The 20208-nt window shown below is 69.4% G+C and carries 1 protein-coding gene; it reads right to left on the bottom strand.

What is annotated here, in order from left to right; translation table 11 throughout:
- Positions 1-7 precede the first annotated feature (7 nt).
- Positions 8-20200 carry a non-ribosomal peptide synthetase gene (locus QRN16_RS01615; protein WP_285184394.1) on the bottom strand — a complete coding sequence of 6731 codons (20193 nt, stop codon included), beginning with the start codon at positions 20198-20200 and terminating at the stop codon, positions 8-10.
- Positions 20201-20208: the final 8 nt, after the last annotated feature.

Here is a 20208-nt window from a genome sequence, read left to right as displayed (position 1 = left end):
GTCGCCGTCACCGGCGGACGAACACGTCCCTGAGTGCGGGGCCGATGATCGTCAGGGCTCGGTCGCTCGTCATCTGCCAGTGGCTCACATCGACGGGTATGTCCGTGACCACGTCCGCGAACGGCTCCCACGATGCAGCCGGACCCGCTTCGTCCCCACGCCCTTCCACTGCTGAGAACATCACGATCTCACCGTGGTACCTACCCGGATGATGCTCGGCACCCAGCGCACCGTTGACGGTCGCCGTCGTGATCACATTCCGAATGATCTGCGGATCCACCTGTCCCGCGAGAGCTGTGCTCGTCGAGAGATAGTCGACCAGGGCATCGGCCGACTCGGACGCGGACGCGACATCGTCGGGTGCTGTCAGGGACCCGTCGACGAGCCCGGATGCAGCCAGGAAATCGGTCAGATGATCCGCGTCCTCGGCGTCGTTCGTCGTGTCCAGCGAGTGGGCGTAGGAGTCCAGCATCACCAACGACTCGACGACCGCGCCACGCTGTTGCAGCTGAACAGCCATCTCGTGGGCGATCCTGCCACCGAGTGACCACCCGAGCAGACGGTACGGGCCCTCGGTCTGCACGGAGAGCATGGCGTCGACGTAGGTCCGGGCCAAGGCCGCGACAGAAGTTGCCTGAGCGTCGACGTCGAGTAGGCCGGGCGGCTGCAGTCCGTACAGCGGAACCTCGTCGAGGTGGGGTGCGAGAGCCCCGAAGCTCCAGGACAGACCGGACACAGGGTGCACGCAGAAGACCGGTCGCTCTTCCCCGCCGGCAAGTGGCAGCACGACTCCCAACATGTCCTGCAGCCCCGTGGTCGACGCGGTGGTCGAGCCGTCGCCGACGCTGCGGATGTGATCGGCGATGTCGGCCGGAGTCGGACCCAGGAAGATCTGCCGCAGCGGAATCTCCACGCCGAGGTCGCGTCGGAGTGCTGCGGTGAGCTCCATGACGCCCAGCGAGTTTCCTCCCAAGCCGAAGAAGCTGTCGTCCGGACCGACGGCGTCGGATTCGAGAACATCGGCCATCGCAGCGCAGATCCGGCGCTCGAGCTCGTCGCGTGGCTCCCGCGACGCGAACCTCTGCGTGGTCGGCTCCGGGAGTGCCCGCCTGTCGACCTTGCCACTGGCGTTCAGCGGCAATGCATCGAGCGCGACTATCCGGGCAGGGACAAGGAAGTCCGGGACCGTCTCCGACAACCGTCGTCTCATCTCGGTCTCGTCCGGGTTCGGCTCACTGGACACGACGTAGCCCAGTAGACGACTGCGCCCACCGGTTCTCCGCACCACGACCGCGGCATCGGTGATGCCGTCGAGACCGCGCAGAGCAGACTCCACCTCACCCAGTTCCACTCTGACACCGTTGACCTTGACCTGATCGTCGGTTCGGCCCGAGTAGATCAGCTCACCCTCACCGTCCCACCGCACGACATCGCCCGTGCGGTACATGCGCGAGCCCGGAGTGCCGCTCGGATCGGCAACGAACCTGGTGGCGGTGTCGCCGGGCCGCGAGGCGTATCCACGTGCGAGCTGAGGTCCCGCGAGGTACAGCTCGCCGTGCACCGAGGGTCCGACCAGTCGGAGTGTCGTGTTCCTCACCGTCGCCGCGGTCGTTCCCATGGGAGGACCGATCGGGACAGCACCGGATTCGGAGCCCGTCGAGCGGTGCCGAGCAACGGACAGTGTCGTCTCCGTGGGACCGTACTCGTTGGTCGGCCGCACGATCCCGAGCGCCGCGACCGAGGCCACCAGATCGGTCGGGAGTCGCTCACCTCCACTGACGAGCAGGCGAAGTGAACTGCACCTCCCCGGCGCGATCGCGTCGACGAAGAGACGCAGCACCGAGGGAACGAAGTGCATCACCGTGACCTGTCGTTCGTCCACGACGTCAGCGAGATACCGCATGTCGAGGTGGCCACCGGGTCGTGCGATCACCAGCCGGGCGCCGACCAGCAGCGGCCACCACAATTCCCTCACTGATGCGTCGAAGGTCATCGGCGTCTTGTGGAACACGACGTCGCTCGCGTCGAGCGAGTACTCGTTCTGACGCCATTCCATACTGGTCGACACAGCATCGTGAGGCACGACGACGCCTTTGGGACGACCGGTCGATCCCGAGGTGAACATGACGTAGGCGGGCGTCGAGGGGTGGATCTCGCGCTGGCGCCGCAGAACCTGAGCGAGCGCGGTGTCATCGTCCGTACCGGACATGGCATCGAGATCGAGACGGGTTCGCCCGTCCGCGACGGAATCCAGTCCGGACTCGTTCATCGATTCTCGGTCCGAGAGAAGGTAGCGCGCGCCACTGTCCAGCACCAGGACCTCGTTGCGGTCCACTGCGTGACTCGGGTCCACCGGAACGTACGCAGCACCGGCCGCCACCACGGCGTGGAACGCGACGAGCTGTCGTGCCGATCGTGGAAGGACGACCGCGACCGTCGATTCCGGGCCGACTCCCGCAGCCATCAGTTCGGACGCCACCGAGACGATCTCCTCGGAGAGCTGTCCGTAGGTCAGTGTGGTCTCGGAGGCGTCGCAGAAGACTGCGACGTCGTCAGGCGCGGCGAGCACGGTCCGACGGAACTGTTCGAACAGAGTCTCTGTACCGCCCGATCCTCGACGATCGAGCCCGCCGAACGCGGTGACCGTTCGGATGTCCTCCTCGGACGGAGCAATGAGGGAATCGATGCGGGCAGTGGGATCGCCGACCGCAGCGTCGAGGACGCTCGTGAACTCGTCCGCGATACGCCTGACCGTCTCCTCGTCGAACAGGTCGACGGCGTAGATGAACCGTGCGAGATATCCACCGATTCCGTCGGGATCGTCCGCCATGGTCAATTGCAGGTCGAACTTGGCGATGCCAGGGTCGATCTCGAGGCCCTCGACCGACAGCTCGGGGAGCGTCAGGCGCTCGTTCCTCAGGTTCTGGAACGCGAGCATGACCTGGAAGAGAGGGTGCCGTGACGTGGCCCTGGGCAGGTCCATCATCTCGACCACCTGCTCGAACGGGACGTCGGCATGAGCGAACGCACCGAGTGCACGCTCCTTCGCGTGACCGAGAACGTCCGCGAAGGTGGCCGACGGTGCCATCTCGGTTCGCAGAACGAGTGTGTTCACGAACATGCCGATCATCTGATCCAGCTCGGCGAGGCCTCGTCCCGCGTACGGAGTGCCGATCGCCACGTCGTTCTCCCCGGTGAGACGGTGGAGAGTCACAGCGAGGGCTGCGTGCACGACCATGAACGGGGTGGCATTGGCGGCCCGCGCCAGATCCCGCACTCGCGATCCCGTGCCGGCGTCCACTCGCACGTCCACGGTCGAGCCGCGGTTCGACGGTGTGGCAGTGCGAGGACGGTCGAAGGGCAATCCGATCTCGTCCACGAGGCCCTCGAGTACAGATGTCCAGTAGACACCCTGCGAGGCCAACAACGAGGACGGGTCGTCGGGCGCCCCCAACACAGCACGCTGCCACAGCGTGTAGTCGACGTACTGCACATCGAGCGGTTGCCACGTCGGACTGTTCCCCAGCGCTCTCGAGACGTAGGCGACAGCGATGTCACGAGCGAGCGGACCGGCACTGAATCCGTCCGCAGCGATGTGGTGCACCACGACCACCAGGACGTGCGACCTCGAGTCGACGGTGAGCACCGCCACCCGCAGCGGCGGAGCAGTCGTGACGTCGAAGGGTGTCGAGGCCATCGACGTGACCATTCGAACGACCGCACTCTCGGCGTCGTCCTCGGTCCGCAGGTCGACCTCCGTCACGTCGACGCCTCGACCTGCAGGCAGCACGACCTGTTCGGGCGCCCCACTGTCGGCGGGATACACGGTCCTGAGGCTCTCGTGTCGGTCGACGACGTCGTCGATGGCATCGCGAAGCGCGTCCACGTTCAGATCGCCTGTGAAGCGCACCGCGATCGGAATGTTGTACGAGGACGACTCCGGCTCCAGACGGTTGAGGAACCACATGCGCGACTGCGCGAGCGAGAGTGGCACGTGGGCAGGACGTTCGACGGGCACCAGCGGTGCACGGGTGTCCGACGTCGACGCCGACTCGGCGCGCGCCGCGAACGTCGCGACGTCGGCCGACTCGAACATCTCGCGGATGCCGATGCGGGTGTTCAGCCGGGCGTTGACCCGCGCCACCACCTGCGTCGCCGACAGCGAGTTGCCACCGAGCTCGAAGAAGTTGTCGTCCATGCCGACTCGCTCGACACCGAGCACCGCGGCGTACGCGGCGGCGACGATCTCCTCGACCGGGGTGGACGGCGCGCGGTACTCCCGCGCCACGTCCAGATCGATCGACGGCAACCGGCGACGGTCGAGCTTGCCGTTGACGCTCAGCGGCAACTCCTCGATCACCACGATGCGCGCGGGAACCATGTAGCCCGGAACCGCTTCGGCCGCAGCAGATCGCACCGCGTCGACGTCGAGGGTGACGTCTTTCTCGGGCACCACGTAGCCCACCAGCAGCTCGCCGCCGGCGGTACGGGCGACGGTGGCGGCCGATGCGGCGACACCGTCGGCGGTGGTCAGCGCGGCCTCGACCTCGCCGAGTTCGATACGGAAACCGCGCACCTTGACCTGGTCGTCGGTGCGGGCGACGAACTCGAGCACCCGCGCGTCTCCGCGGGTGACCCAGCGGACCGCGTCACCGGTGCGGTAGAGCCTGCCGGACCCGAACGGATCGGCGACGAAGCGCTCCGCCGTCAGGGTGGTGTTGCCGAAGTAGCCGAGCGCCAGCTGATCGCCCGCGAGGTAGAGCTCACCCGCGACACCGACGGGTACCGGCCGCAGTCGGGAATCGAGAACGTAGACCTGCACGTTCGCCTCGGGTCCACCGATGGACACCGGACCCGTCTCGTCGGACGCGATGTGGTGCACGGTGACCGAGACCGCAGCCTCCGTCGGTCCGTAGAGGTTCACCACCGGAGCGTCGGACAGTCGGCCGAACGCGGTGACCACATCGCGCGGCAGCGCCTCGCCGATGCACAGGACCGCTCGCAGTGACGCGACGTCCTCGGCCGACGCCACCGAGGCGAACGCACCGAGGAGCGACGGCACGAAGTCGGCGACGGTGACGTTCTGCTCGCGCATCAGTCGCGCGAGTTCGGCGGGGTCCCGGTTCGCCTCGGGCGAACCGATCACCAACCGGGCGCCCGCGGTCAGCGGCCACCACAGCTCCCACACCGACAGGTCGAACGTGGACGGTGTCTTCTGCACCATCGCGTCGTCCGCCGTGAGTTCGAACTCGTTCTGGATCCACCAGAGCTGGTTCGCCACTGCGCGATGCGGCAGCGCGACGCCCTTGGGACGTCCGGTCGACCCCGAGGTGTAGATGACGTACACGGGGTCCTCGGCCGACAGCGGGCGGCTGCGCTCGTCGTCGGTGACGGGAGCGTCGGAGAATTCCGAGAGCTCCGCCGTGAGCACGTCGATCGTCGGGACGTCCGAGGGCGCCGACAGAGCTCGCCCGCCCAGCAGGATCAGCGACGGCCGGGCATCACCCAGCACGTACTCCGTGCGCTCGGCCGGGTGGTCGAGGTCGATCGGCAGGTAGGCCGCACCGGCCTGGACCACCGCGTACATCGCGACCATCGACTCGGTCGACCGCGGCATCGCCACGGCGACGAGATCACCGGTCCGCACGCCGTCGGCGAGCAACCTGCGCGCCAGACGTGCGACGCGAGAGCCGAACTCGCCGTACGTGAGTGAGACGTCACCCTCGGTCAGGGCCGCGACGCCGGGACGCTCGGCGACGCGGTCGGCGAACATCCGTGCGACGGAGGTGGGCGAGCCGACGACACGAGTGTCGTTGATGTCCACCAGGATCGACCGACGCTCGTCCGCACTCAGGACGTCCGCGGTGTGCACCGGTGCGTCCGGACGGGCGATCAGCGCGTCGACCACGCGGCAGAAGCGCTCGGTGAACGACTCGGCCGTGGCGCGGTCGAACAGCGCCTCGGCGAAGGTGAGCACCGACTGCAGCGAGCCGTCCTCGGCTCCCTCACTGACGATGAGGTGCAGATCGAACTGCGAGACCGCGGCCTCGAGTCCGACGTCCCCGACGGTGAGGTCGGGGAGCTCGAACGTCACCGGCGCGAGGTTCTGGAACGAGAAGCCCACCTGGAAGATCGGGTGGTACGCGGTGGATCGACGCGGATCGACGGCCTCGACGAGCTGCTCGAAGGGCACGTCCGCATGACCGAACGCGGCCAGATCGACCGAGCGCGCGGCCGCGACCAGATCGGCGAACGACGCATCCGGGTCGACGTCGAGACGCAGTGCCAGCGTGTTGACGAACATGCCGACCATGTCGTCCAGTTCGCGCTCACCACGTCCGGCAATGGGGGTTCCGACGGCGATGTCGCGCGAGCCGGACAAGGCGCCGAGCAGCACGGACCACGCCGCGTGCACGGCCATGAACACCGTGCCCTGACGCGAGGCGGCGACGGCGCGCAGGCCGGCCGTCTGCTCGGGGGTCAGCGCGAACTGCACCGAGTGGCCGAGCATGGACTGCACCGCGGGTCGCGGCCTGTCGGTCGGCAGCTCGATCGGATCGTCCAGACCGGCGAGCTGCTGCTTCCAGTACGCGATCTGCTGGGCGGTCAACGACTCCGGGTCGCTCTCCGATCCCAGCACCTCGCGCTGCCACAGCGCGTAGTCGGCGTACTGCACGGGCAGGGGTGCCCACTCCGGGATCGCTCCGGCGACGCGCGCCGAGTAGGCGACCATGACGTCACGTGCCAGCGGGCCGAGCGAGAATCCGTCCGCGGAGATGTGGTGCACGACGATGGACAGCACGTACTCCGCCGCGTCGCCGGCCGGGTCGACGACCTCGAGCAGCAGACCGCGCACGGGCACGGCGGCAGTGACGTCGAACCCGGACGCGATGAACTCGAACAACGCGCCGGGCACACCGGCGGTCTCGACCGGACGTGGCGCCAGGTCGAGGGGAACGTCGTCCACACCCAGGATGACCTGGTAGGGACCTTCTTCCGACCCGGGGTACACCGTGCGCAGCGTCTCGTGCCGGGCGAGGACGTCGCGGACGGCCTCCTCCAGCGCGGCGACGTCGAGCGTGCCGGTGAGGCGCACCGCCAGCGGGATGTTGTACGCGGGCGAGCTGGTGTCGAACTGGTTGAGGAACCACATGCGGCGCTGTGCGAGCGACAGCGGCACCGGATCGGGCCGCTCGCCCGCGACGAGCGCGGGGCGACGACCGACTCCACCCGAGAGTGCGCGCGCCGCGAGTTCGCCCACGGTCGACGCGTCGAAGATGTCGCGCACGCCGATGTGGGTGTCCAGTGCCGCGTTGATACGCGCGACGGCCTGGGTGGCCACGAGCGAGTTGCCGCCGAGATCGAAGAAGCTGTCGTCGACACCGACCCGCTCCACGCCGAGAAGATCGGCGAACACCTCGGCGACGGCCTGGTCCTCGGGCGTCTCCGGGGCGCGGTACTCGGCCTGCTGCCGCACCAGGGTGGGCTCCGGCAACGCGGCGCGGTCGAGCTTGCCGACCGGGTTCAGCGGCACGGAGGTGAGCGGCATGATCACCGCGGGCACCATGTGCGCGGGCAGGCTCTCCTTGACGGAGGCGTGCACGGCCGCGACGTCCAGGGTCGCGCCCGCCTCGAGCAGGGACGCCGCCGGCAGGACGTAGGACACGAGATCGGTGACGCCACCGACGGATCGGTGGCCGACCGTCACGGCGAAGTCCACGTCCGGGTGCGCCGCGAGCGCGGCGTCGATCTCGCCGAGCTCGATGCGCTGGCCCCGGATCTTGACCTGGAAGTCGCTGCGGCCGATGTACTCGACGGTGCCGGCCTCGGTCCAGCGGACCACGTCGCCGGTGCGGTACAGACGGCTCCCCGCGGGACCGTACGGATCGGCGACGAAGCGCTCGGAGGTGAGCGTCGGGCGGCCGAAGTAGCCGCGCGCGACACCCGGACCTCCGGCGTAGAGCTCACCGGAAACGCCGACGGGCACGGGCCGCAGTCGGCCGTCCAGCACGTACTCGCGAGTGCCCTTGCTGGGACCGCCCACCGTGATCGGATCGCCTGCGGAGAGGGGCACCGACGCGTTGATCATGATCGTCGTCTCGGCGGGTCCGTACCCGTTGACGACGGTGCGGCCGGACGTCGCCCACGCCGCCATCAGATCCGGCGGAAGAGCCTCGCCGACGGGCATGACGGCGCGCACGGACGGCACCGCGTCCGGCTCGACGGTCGCCAGCGCGGACGGCGTGATCACCATGTGGGTGACACCCTCGTCGGTGACGAAGCGCGCCAGATCGGGTCCGCCGTAGAACCCGGCGGGCGCCGGTGCGAGCGGAACCGCGTTGCCGGCGGCCAGCAGGATCTCGAAGATCGACGCGTCGAAGCTCGTCGACGCCACGGCCAGAATGATCGACGCGTGATCGATCCCCAGCGAGTCCGTCTGTGCGGCGACCAGATTGGCGAGACCGGTGTGCGGGACGACGACACCCTTGGGACGGCCGGTCGATCCGGACGTGTAGATCATGTACGCCGCGTTGCTCATGCGTACTGTGCCGAGACGCTCACCGTCGGTGAGGCGCTCGGGCGAGCGGGAGTCGACGTCGGCCGCGAACTGCTCGTCGTCGAGGACGAGCCACCGCAGCCCGTCGACGTCGGCGGGGCGGTCGGCGACCGTCGTGATGCCGAGCGCCGCCGTCGAGTCGTGCACCATGTAGTCGATGCGCTCGGCAGGGTGTGCCGGGTCGACGGGCACCACGTAACCGCCCGCCTTGGCGACCGCCCAGACGCAGAGCACGAACTCGGGCGACCGCGGAACCGCCACGGCCACCACGACGTCCGGTCCGACACCCGCGTCGACGAGGACGCGCGCGAGGCGCGTGGCACGAGCGTCGAGCTCCTCGTACGTCCACTGCACCGATCCCTGGCGGACGGCGAGTCTGCTGGGAGCGTGATCCGCGGCGTCCTCGAGGATCCGGACGAGCGTGCGCTCGTCGACGTCGGCGGATCCGCGGCGCGACAGCAGGTCGGTGCGCTCGTCGGCGAGCAGCGTCTCGATGCGGCCGACGGGTGCACCCGGTGACGTGGCGAACGCCGCGAACACGGCCTGCAGGCGACTGCCCAGTGCGGACACGTACTCGTCGGAGAACAGGTCGCGCAGGTAGCGCAGCGTCATGCGGATCTGCGTGTCCGCGAACGTGACCACGTTGATCGGGTAGTGCGTCGCGTCGAGCACCTGAGCGCCGGTGACGGCCATGCCGTCGATGGACGCGGCGGCCTTCAGGCCCTCCTCGTCCACCGGGTAGGACTCGAGAACGGTGATCGAGTCGAACACCGCGCCCGGGCCGACAGCGGTGGTGATGTCCGCCAGCCCCAGGTAGTGGTGGTCGAGCAACGCCGTCTGCTCCTCCTGCAACCGGAGCAGGAAGGACTCGATGCTGTCGGACTCGTCGATGCGCACGCGGACGGGCAGCGTGTTGATGAACAGGCCGACCATGGTCTCGACGCCCTCGAGGTCGGCGGGGCGACCGGAGACCGTCCCACCGAACGCGACGTCGTCGCGGCCCAGCTGGCGCGCGAGCACGAGGCCCCACGCCGCCTGCACGATCGTGCTGAGCGTGACACCGAGACGCGACCCCAGATCGGTCAGCTCGGACGTGACCTTCTCGTCCATGACGACCTCGACCCGACCCGTGTCGGTCGAGACCCCGGACGTATCGGTGATGCCCGACAACAGTGTCGGCTCTTCCGCCCCGGCGAAAGCCGTGGTCCACGCCTTGACCGAGACGGCGCGGTCGCGGACCGACAGCCACTCCAGGAAGGAACGGTAGGACCGGACCTCGGGAAGCAGCGACGCATCTCCGCGCAGCGCGTACAGCGTGAGGAGATCCTTGAGCACCAGCGGCATCGACCATCCGTCGATGACGATGTGGTGCGCCATGAACGACAGCGTGACCGCGTCGTCGGCGGTGCGGATCATCCGGAAGCGCACCAGCGGCGCGCTGTCCATCGCGAACCGGCGGTCCCGCTCGGTCTCGAGCTCGACGCGCAGGTCGCCCTCGATGTCGTCGTGGCCGCGCAGGTCGACGTCGACCCACGGGACCTCAGCGGAACTCGGAACCAGTTGCACCGCACGACCGTCCGCGGTGGTGCGGAACGAGGTCCGCAGCCCGTCGTAGCGCGCGAGCAGCGCACCGGCCGCGGCGACGAACCGGTCCCGGTCGACGTCGCCGGTCAGGTCCATCACGACCTGCATGACGTAGACGTCGGGAGCGCCGGCCGGCTGCATCGACGAGTGGAACAGCAGACCCGCCTGCAGCGGAGCAAGGGACCAGACGTCCTCGAGATGGGACCCGGCATCGGACATCTCGTTCTCGAAGACCTCGATGTCCTTCTGCGACAACGGCACCAGCGGTACGTCCGACGGCGTGAGGCCGCCGACATCGCCGCTCCCGACGTGCTGAGCGAGCGCCGTGAGTGCCTCGACCCAGTAGGTGCCGAGCGCGGACACGTCCTCCGACGACAGGATGCCGCGGGGGAAGGCGAACGTGGCACCGAGCTGCTCGTCCGCGAGGACTGCGTTGATGTCGAGCACGGCGATCGCCGGCATGTCGGCATCGAGAGGCACGTCCGCGAGGGTGGTGATGTCGGACGACGGGAGGAAGCCCAGACCCTCCGCACCCTCGGGCAGCTCGCCCGCGGACAGGCGGCCCAGGTAGTTGAAGCTGATCTGGCCGACGGATCGCGCGAGAACCGAGCGTCCCGTCTCGTCGAGGTAGCGCAGCATGCCGTAGCCCATACCGCGATCGGGCACCGCGAGCAGCTGTTCCTTGACGACCTTGACAGCTCGGCCGGCCGCGGCGCCACCGGCGAACGCGTCGTCGAGGTCGACGTCGGTGAGGTCGAGCAGCACGGGGAAGATCGACGTGAACCAGCCGACGGTCCGCGACAGATCCGCGAGTCCGGCGTCACCGAGCACGTCCTCCTCGCGGCCGTGGCCCTCGAGGCGCAGCAGCAGCGACGACGTCTCGGTGCCGCAATCACGGCGCCACTTCGCCACGGCCAGAGCCAGTGCGGACAACAGTCCGTCGTTCACGCCGCCCCGGAACACCTGCGGCAGAGCGGTGACGACGGCGGTCGTGACGTCCGCCGGAACGGTGACGCGCACCTTGTCGAGCGTGGCCTGCACGTCGACGGCGGGGTCGAGATCGCGGTCGCCGAGCAGTACGTCCTCGGACCGCACGACGGAACTCCAGAACGGCAGTTCCGAGCGACGCGACGGCGCCTGGTCCACGAGCGCGTGCGCCCAGGTACGCATCGACGTGCCCACCGGTTGCAGAGTCGGCTCGGTCCCGGAAGACACGCCGAACCACGCGGTGACCAGGTCCGGCACGATGATGCGCCACGAGACACCGTCTACGGCGAGGTGATGGCCGGCGACGACGAGGTGGCCGCCGGTCGACGGCCCCCGGTCCAGCCAGACGAACTGCACGAGACGACCGTCGGCCGTCGAGAGGCGGTCCAGTGCCGAGTCGAGTGCCGTGCGGGCCACCTTCTCGAGGTCGTCGCCCGTGACGTCGGCATCGACGTCGACTCGGGTGAGCAGCGACGCGGCGTCCACCGAACCCGGTGCCGCGGTGACGATCTCGAAGCCGTCGTCGAGCGACCCGGTGAGGCGCGCGCGGAACATGTCGTGACGGTCCAGCACGGCCTGCAGTGTCGCGGTGATTTCGGCCTCGTCGATACCTGTCGGCAGGTCCAGTACGACGCTCTGCGAGAAGCGCTCGTAGGCGCCGCCGCGGCGGGTCATGAAGTGCTCCACCGGGGTCAGCGGACGCGATCCGACGCCGCCACCTTCGAGCTCGGGCAGCATGCGGACGGCGTTCTCCCCCGACGACACGACGGCCGCCAGCGCGGCGACGGTGCGCCGCTCGAAGACGTCACGCGGGCTGAGGGACAGTCCGGCGGCGCGAGCACGCGATACCAGCTGGATGGAGACGATGGAGTCGCCGCCCAGGGCGAAGAAGTCGTCGTCCGCGCTGACCCGATCGACGCCGAGCACGTCGGCGAAGACCGCTGCCAGCGCGCGCTCGGTCTCTGTGGCCGGCTCGCGGTAGGTGTCGGTGTCGGTACCGAACTCGGGCATCGGCAGAGCCCGTCGGTCGACCTTGCCGGTGGCACCCAGCGGCACCTCGCCCATGACGACCACGGCGGACGGGACCATGTGCGCGGGAAGTGATTCCGCTGCCCACTCGGTGACGTCCGATTCCCGCAGACGAGATCCGGGAGTGAGCGTGACGTACGTGACCAGCACCGTCGCCCCCGCTGCCGTGGTGAACGGCGTGGTCAGCGCGAACTGCACCTCGGGGTGCGAGGACACGACGGCGTCGATCTCGCCGGGCTCGATGCGGAACCCGCGGATCTTGATCTGCGAGTCACCTCGGCCGACGTACTCGAGTTCGAGCTCGTCCGTCCCCGGACGTCGCCACCAGCGCACGACATCGCCGGTCCGGTACATGCGGGTTCCGGGCTGACCGTACGGGTCGGCGACGAAGCGCTCGGACGAGAGTGCCCGGCGCTCGTGGTAGTGCTGCGCCACACCGGGTCCCGCGGTGTAGAGCTCACCCGGAACACCGACCGGAACGGGGCCCAGTCGACTGTCGAGCACCATGGCACGACCGCCGCGGATCGGGCCACCCATGGACACCGGGCCGTCCGGACTCAGCGGGCCGCCCAGGTGCGAGACGATCGTGGTCTCGGTGGGGCCGTACGCGTTCAACATCCGACGGCCCGGCGCGAACCGAGCCACGAGATTCCGATCGAAGGATTCTCCACCCACCGCCACCGTCTGCAGCGACGGAAGGCCCTGGTGATCCATCGACGTCAACGCCGCCGGGGTGATGAACGCGTGCGTCACCTCGTGTCGGCGGATGAACTGTGCGAAGTCCTCTCCACCGTAGATCGACGTCGGTGCGACCACCATCGCCGCGGACGACGAGAACGACAACAGCACTTCCAGCAGGGAGGCGTCGAAGCTCGGAGAGGCGAAGTGCAGTACCCGAGAGTGCCGATCGACCCGATACGTCTCCGCCTGGGTGGCTGCGAGATTCGCCAGTCCACGATGGGACACCGAGACGCCCTTGGGCAGACCGGTGGAACCGGAGGTGTAGATGATGTACGCGCGGTCGGCCGGCGTGACTGCCGTCCGACCGTCGGCGTCGGTGATCGCATCCGCCGGAGCGGCCGAGACCTGAGCCCGGATCTCCTCGGAATCGACGACGAGCCAGTCGATCTCGCCGGGCAGGGACGCCCGGTGCACGCCGAGCGTCAGGCCGACACGGACGCCCGAGTCGGTCACCATGTGTTCGATGCGATCGGCCGGGTAGTTGGGGTCGATCGGGACGAAGGCCGCACCCGTACGGGTCACCGCCCACATCAACGCGACCGACTCCGCGGAGCGCGGGACCGACAGCGCCACGGCGGATCCGGCCCCGATGCCACGGTCGATCAACACTCGGGCGAGTCGAGCCGAGAACTCGCCGAGTTCGCGGTAGGACACCGACGTCCCGTCGAACAGGACCGCGGAGTCGAAGACCAGCGCCGGACCGTCGGGGTTGGTCGCGACGGCATCGACGAGGAGGTCGCCGAGCGTCCGCTCCGCCACCGCGTCGTCCCCGGTGACGGGTGCCAACGACGCCGCCTCCTCGGAGTCGAGCAGTGGGATGTCGCCGACGGCGCGGTCGGGCGTCTCGATCGCCGCGGCCAGCACGCGCTCGAAGCGCTCGCAGAACAGCGTGACGGTCTCCGCATCGAACAGGTCGGTCGAGAACGTCACCTCCATCGTCATGCCCGCGGCCTGTACGTCACCCGACCGGCCTCCGGCCTGCCCGCCGTCCTCCACCGTTTCCGTGATCTCGATGGACAGGTCGAACTTCGCGGAGTGGATGCCGGCGTCGTACCGGGCGACCTCGAGGCCGCCGAGTTCGAACGTCGTGCGCTCGAGGTTCTGGAACGCCAGCGCCACCTGGAAGAGCGGGTTGTGCGATGTCGAGCGCTCCGGAGCGAGGACCTCGACGAGCCGCTCGAAGGGGATGTCCGCGTTGCCGAAGGCGCCGAGGTCCACGGTCTTCGTCTCGGCCAGCAGCTCGGTGAACGTGGCGTGCGGCGAGACATGCGTGCGCAGCACGAGCGTGTTGACGAACATGCCGACGAGGTCGTCGAGCGCTTCCTCGCCGCGACCGGCGATGGGGGCACCGACGGCGATGTCGGTGGTGTTCGACAGTCGGGCGAGTACGACGGCGAGCGCACTGTGCACGACCATGAAGAGGCTCGCGTCGTGGGCGCGTGCGAAGTCTGCCGCGCGAGTGTGGATCTCGGCATCGATCGTGTGGTGGACCGCGGACCCGGCCCCGGTGGACACCGCGGGACGCGGGCGGTCCGACGGGAGCGTGAGCACCTCCGGCAGATCGTCGAGCTGCGTCACCCAGTACGACTCCTGCTGCGACGCCAGTGATTCCGGGTCGGACTCGGAGCCCAGCATCTCGCGCTGCCACAGGGAGAAGTCGGCGTACTGCACGGTCAGCGGACGAAGCGGGCCGTTCTCGGACCACGCCGGCGTGCCGGCCTGACGTGCCGCGTAGGCGGTCATGACGTCGCGGGCGAGCGGGCCCATCGAGAATCCGTCGGCACTGACGTGGTGCACGACGAACGCCAGCACGGCCTCGGTGTCCGACGTCCGCAGCAGTGCGCCGCGCAGCGGCACCTCCGCGGTGACGTCGAAGCCGGAGGTCACCATGTCGAGGACGCGCGCCTGCACGTCGTCCGCGGCGACCTCGGTCACGGCGAATTGTCCGGCGACCCGGTCGGCGGGCAGGATCACCTGGTACGGCGTGCCGTCCACCTGCGGGTAGAGCGTACGCAGAGACTCGTGGCGCTCGAGCACGTCGCCGACGGCCGCGCGCAGCACGTCCACGTCGAGCGCACCGCGCAGCGTGATGACGAGCGGGATGTTGTAGGCCGCCGACTCGGTGTCGAACTGGTTGACGAACCACATGCGGGACTGCGCGAGCGACAGCGGAATTCGCTCCGGGCGCTCCCTCGGCGCCAGCACGGGCCGGGTACGGCCGGTGTGTGCCGCGGCGTCGATCCGGGCGGCGAGCGCGGCCACCGTGGGCTTCTCGAACAGATCGCGGACGCCGATGGAGCTGGACAGCGCCTCGTTGACCCGCGCGACGGCGCGCATGCCGACCAGCGAGTTGCCGCCGAGCTCGAAGAACGAGTCGTCGATGCCGACGCGCGGGGCATCGAGCAGTGCGGAGAAGACGTCCGCGACGACCTTCTCGGACACCGTCTCCGGAGCCCGGTACTCCCGCGGTCCGGACACGTCCACGGGCTCGGGCAGAGCGCGGCGGTCGAGCTTGCCGCTGGGGCTGAGCGGGATCTCGTCGAGCACCGTCAGGTGTGACGGCACCATGTACGCGGGGACGCGCTCGGCGACCAGGTCGAGGACACTCGCCAGTTCCGGTGCGCGCCCGGCCTCCGGCACGATGTACGCCACCAGAGCTTCGCCGGTGCGCTCGTCGGAGTGCACGATGGCCACGGCGCGGGCCACGTCCGGGTGCGCGGTGAGAGCGGACTCGATCTCGCCGAGCTCGATGCGCAGACCACGGAGCTTGACCTGAAAGTCGGTGCGGCCGAGGAACTCCAGCTCACCCGACGCGGTGACCGAGACGAGGTCGCCGGTCCGGTACATCCGCTCACCGGTCGTGCGGGGATCGGCGACGAAGCGATCGGCGGTGAGGTCGGGCCGACCGAAGTACCCACGAGCCAGCTGCGCGCCCGTGAGATAGAGCTCTCCCGGGACACCGACCGGAACGTCGTGCAGACGCGAGTCCAGCACGCGCGCACCGGTGTTACGGATCGGGCGACCGATGGGCACGGTACGGACGTCGGCGTCGGTGGTCCGGTGCAGCGTGGACGTGACCGTCGCCTCGGTGGGGCCGTACGTGTTGTCGAGCTCGGCGGCCGACGAGGCCGCGAACCGACGCACCAGATCGGCGGACAACGCCTCGCCGCCCACCGACAGGTAGCGCAGCGATCCCGGCAGGGCCAGACCGGCATCGGACATGAAGAGCTCGAGCATGGACGGTACGAACTCGAGGATCGCGATGCCGTGCGAGCGCGCCTGGTCGAGCAGGTACTGCACGTCGAGGTGGCCGTCCGGACGCGCGACGACGAGGGTGGCGCCGAGCTGGAAGGGCAGGAAGAGTTCCCACACCGACGCGTCGAACGTCACCGGCGTCTTCTGCAGCATCGTGTCGCCGACCGTGAGGTCGTACGTCTCGTGCATCCAGAGCATCTGGTTCAGGACGGAGCGGTGCGAGACCGCCACGCCCTTGGGGCGGCCGGTCGAGCCCGATGTGTAGATGATGTAGGCGATGTTGGACGGCACGAGCGTGCCCGTCCGCTCCGCGTCCGTCAGCGGCTCCGCGGACACGTCGGCGAGATCGACCGTGTCGACGTCGATCACGTTGTGGTGCTCGGGCAGGTCCCGGTGATCGCGCGTGGTGGTCAGCACGACGACGGGTGCGGCGCTGGACAGGACGTACTCGGTGCGCTCGTGCGGGTGGTCCGGATCCACCGGCACGTAGGCGCCACCGGCCTCGAGCACCGCGTAGATCCCGATCATCATCTCGAGCGAGCGGCGCATGCCGACGGCCACGCGGGCGTCGGGACCGACCCCCAGTGCGACGAGGTGCCGTGCCAACCGGTTCACCCGCGTGGAGAACTCGGCATACGTGAGAGAGGTCCCCTCGTACACGAGCGCGGTCCGACTCGGATCCTGTGCGGCGCCGCGGCGGAACGCGTCGACGAGGGTCTCGGCGGGCAGCGGAGCGTCGATGCCGCGCAGCGCGGCGAGCTGCGTCTGCTCGCCGGAGGTGGTCAGCGGGAGATCGCCGACGGCGGTGGCGGAATCGGCCACGACGGCGGCGAGGATGCCGACGTAGCGTTCCGCGATGGTGCGTGCGGTGGGTTCGTCGAACAGATCCGTGGCGTACAGCAGCGATCCGTCGATGGGACCGGGCGACCCGTCGGGGTTCACCTGCTCCATGAGCGTCAGCGTCAGGTCGAGCTTCGCGACCGGCACGTCCGAGTCGAGGAGACCGATGGTGACGTCGGGCAGCTCGATCTCGGTGCGTTCGAAGTTCTGCAGCATGAGCAGTACCTGGAACAGCGGCGCGTAGGCGAGCGAGCGCTGGGGTCGCAGGATCTCGACCAGCCGGTCCAGCGGCAGGTCCGAGTTGCCCAGTGCATCGAGGTCCGCGGTGCGGGTGCGGAGCAGGAAGTCCTCGAACGACTCCCCCGGCTCCAGATGCGATCGCAGGACCAGCGTGTTGCCGAACATGCCGACGAGCGGATCGAGCGCCTGCTCGCCGCGGCCCGCGATCTGCGTGCCGACGGACACGTCGTCGGTCGCGGCCATGCGCGAGAGCAGCACGGCCAGGGCGGCGTGCACCACCATGAACAGCGTCGAGTTGGTGCGTCGCGCGAGGTCGTTCAGACCCTCGACGACGTCCGACTCGAGTCGGAACGGCACCGTCGCACCGCGGGACGACGGCTGCGCCGGTCGCGGCCGGTCGGTGGGGAGTTCGATGACCTCGGGAGTGCCGGCGAGGGCGCGCGTCCAGAAGTCGATCTGCTTGGCGCTCAACGACTCCGGGTCGCTCTCGTCGCCGAGGAGCTCACGGTGCCACATCGCGTAGTCCGCGTACTGCACCTCGAGCTCGGGCAGCTCGGGAGCCGCACCGGCGCTGCGCGCCACGTAGGCCGTGGTGAGGTCGCGCACCAGCGGGGCGAGCGATCCACCGTCACTGGCGATGTGGTGCATGACCACGGCGAGGACGTAGTCCTGGTCCGCGATCTGGAACAGCTTGGCACGGAAGGGCACCGAGGACGACACGTCGAAGCCGTCGAGCACCACCGGGGTCAGTCGCTCGTACACCGAGCTCTCGTCGATCCGCTCCGGATCGAGCACCACCGACACCGACGACGCGGGCTCGATGCGCTGCACCGGACCACTGTCGGTCTGCGGGTAGACGGTGCGCAGCGTCTCGTGCCGCGTGATGAGATCCTCGAACGCGTGGCCGAGCGCCTCGAGATCCAGCGCACCCGTCATCCGCAGCACGACAGGCTGGTTGTACGCGGGCGACGTCACGTCGTACTGGTTGGTGAGCCACATCCGCTGCTGGGCGTAGGACAGCGGCAGGTCGCCCGAGCGATCACGACGCACGAGCGGCGGCCGCTCCGGGGCACCGAGCGAGAGATCCACCCGCGCAGCGAGATCCGCGACGGAGGTCGCCTCGAACACGTCCCGCACCGCGATGCGGGACTGCGCCGCCTGGTTGATCCGGGCGACCACCTGGGTCGCGAGCAGCGAGTTGCCACCGAGTTCGAAGAAGGTGTCGTCCAGACCCACGCGCTCGGCCGACAACAGGTCCGCCAGCACCTCGGACACCGTGATCTCGGTCCGGGTCTCCGGAGCCCGGTACTCCTTCGTCGACGTGCCGATGGTCGGCTGCGGCAGCGCCGCGCGATCGAGCTTGCCGACGGGTGTGAGGGGCACGGCGTCGATGACGATGATCTCGGACGGCACCATGTACGCGGTGAGGCTCCGGCCGACGAAGGCCGTGACGTCGTCGACGTCGATCTCGTGGCCCGGCTCGGGCTGCACGTAGGCCACGAGCACCGTCGAGCCGTCGGGCAGCTGATGACCGGCCGCCGCGGCGAAGCGGACGTCCGGGTGCGCCGTCAGGGCGGCGTCGATCTCGCCGAGTTCGATGCGGAACCCGCGGACCTTCACCTGGAAGTCGGAGCGACCCAGGTAGTCGACCGCGCCGCCGCTGCGCACGCGGGCGAGGTCGCCGGTGCGGTACACGCGCGAACCCGGTTCACCGAAGGGATCCGCGACGAAACGCTCCGCGGTGAGCGACGGCCGACCGTGATACCCGCGGGCCAGACCGGGGCCGGCCGCGTACAGCTCACCGGCGACACCGGCCGGGACGTCGCGCAGGCGGCCGTCGAGCACGGGCGTGCGGAAGTCGCGGATCGCGCCGCCGATGGAGACGGGCGCGTCCGGGAACAGCTCCGCGCAGTTGGTCATGATGGTGGCCTCGGTCGGACCGAAGCCGTTGAACATGCGGCGGGTGTCGGTCACGAAGCGGGACACCAGTTCCGGCGGGCACGCCTCACCGGCGGTGACCACGACCCGCAGGTCGGGCAACTCCGACGGCGTGACCGAGGCCAGCACGGACGGGGTGATGACGGCATGGGTCACCCGCTGCTCGCGCAGCAGAGCCGTCAGATCGTCGCCACCGAAGACGTCGGGCGGCGAGACGACCATCGTCGCTCCGGACCCCACGGCCATGAGCAGTTCGAAGACCGAGGCGTCAAAGCTCGGGGACGCGACGGCGAGGGTGCGGGCGGACGCGTCGATACCGAAGCGCTCACGCTGCTCGGCGACCAGGCTCGAGAGGCCGGCGTGCGTCACCTCGACGCCCTTGGGTCGACCCGTCGATCCGGACGTGTAGATCATGTAGGCCGTGTTCGCGGGGCCGAGCACCCGCACGCGATCGGCGTAGGTGACCGGCTCGGCGGACCGTGCGTCGACGGCGGCGTCCAGGTCGGCGTCGCCCAGGACGAGCCAGCTGGGGCCCACTCCCTCCGGCAGGGTCTCGCGGTGCTCCGTGGTGGTGATCCCGAGGGTGGCCCCCGAATCGGTGAGCATGTACTCGATGCGGTCCGCGGGGTACTTCGGATCGACCGGCACGTATGCCGCACCGGTCTTGGCGACCGCCCAGATCGACAGGATCGACTCGGCGGACCGCGTGACGGCCAGCGCCACCACGTCCTCGGCGCCGATGCCGCGCGCGATCAGCTCGCGCGCCAGCTTCGACGACGCCGCGTCGAGCTCGCGGTAGGTCCACTCGGTGGTCGCGCCGGACTCGTCGCGGAACACGAGAGCCACACCGTCGGCGTTCGCCTCCACGGCGGCCGCGAGGATCTGCGGCAGGGTGGCCGCGCGAGGACGCTGCCGGCGACGCGGGCGCTCCCTGGTCGGACGCTCGCGGCGGGGTGCACCCGCGCGTCCCGGACGTTCCGCCCGCGACCGGTCCTCGTTCGAGGTCTCGTCGGGAGTGCCATCCGTCATCGTCGTGC

The sequence above is a fragment of the Rhodococcus sp. MEB041 genome, assembly GCF_030208955.1.
Classification (GTDB): Bacteria; Actinomycetota; Actinomycetes; order Mycobacteriales; family Mycobacteriaceae; genus Rhodococcoides.
This window is presented reverse-complemented; position numbering and strand designations above follow the sequence as displayed.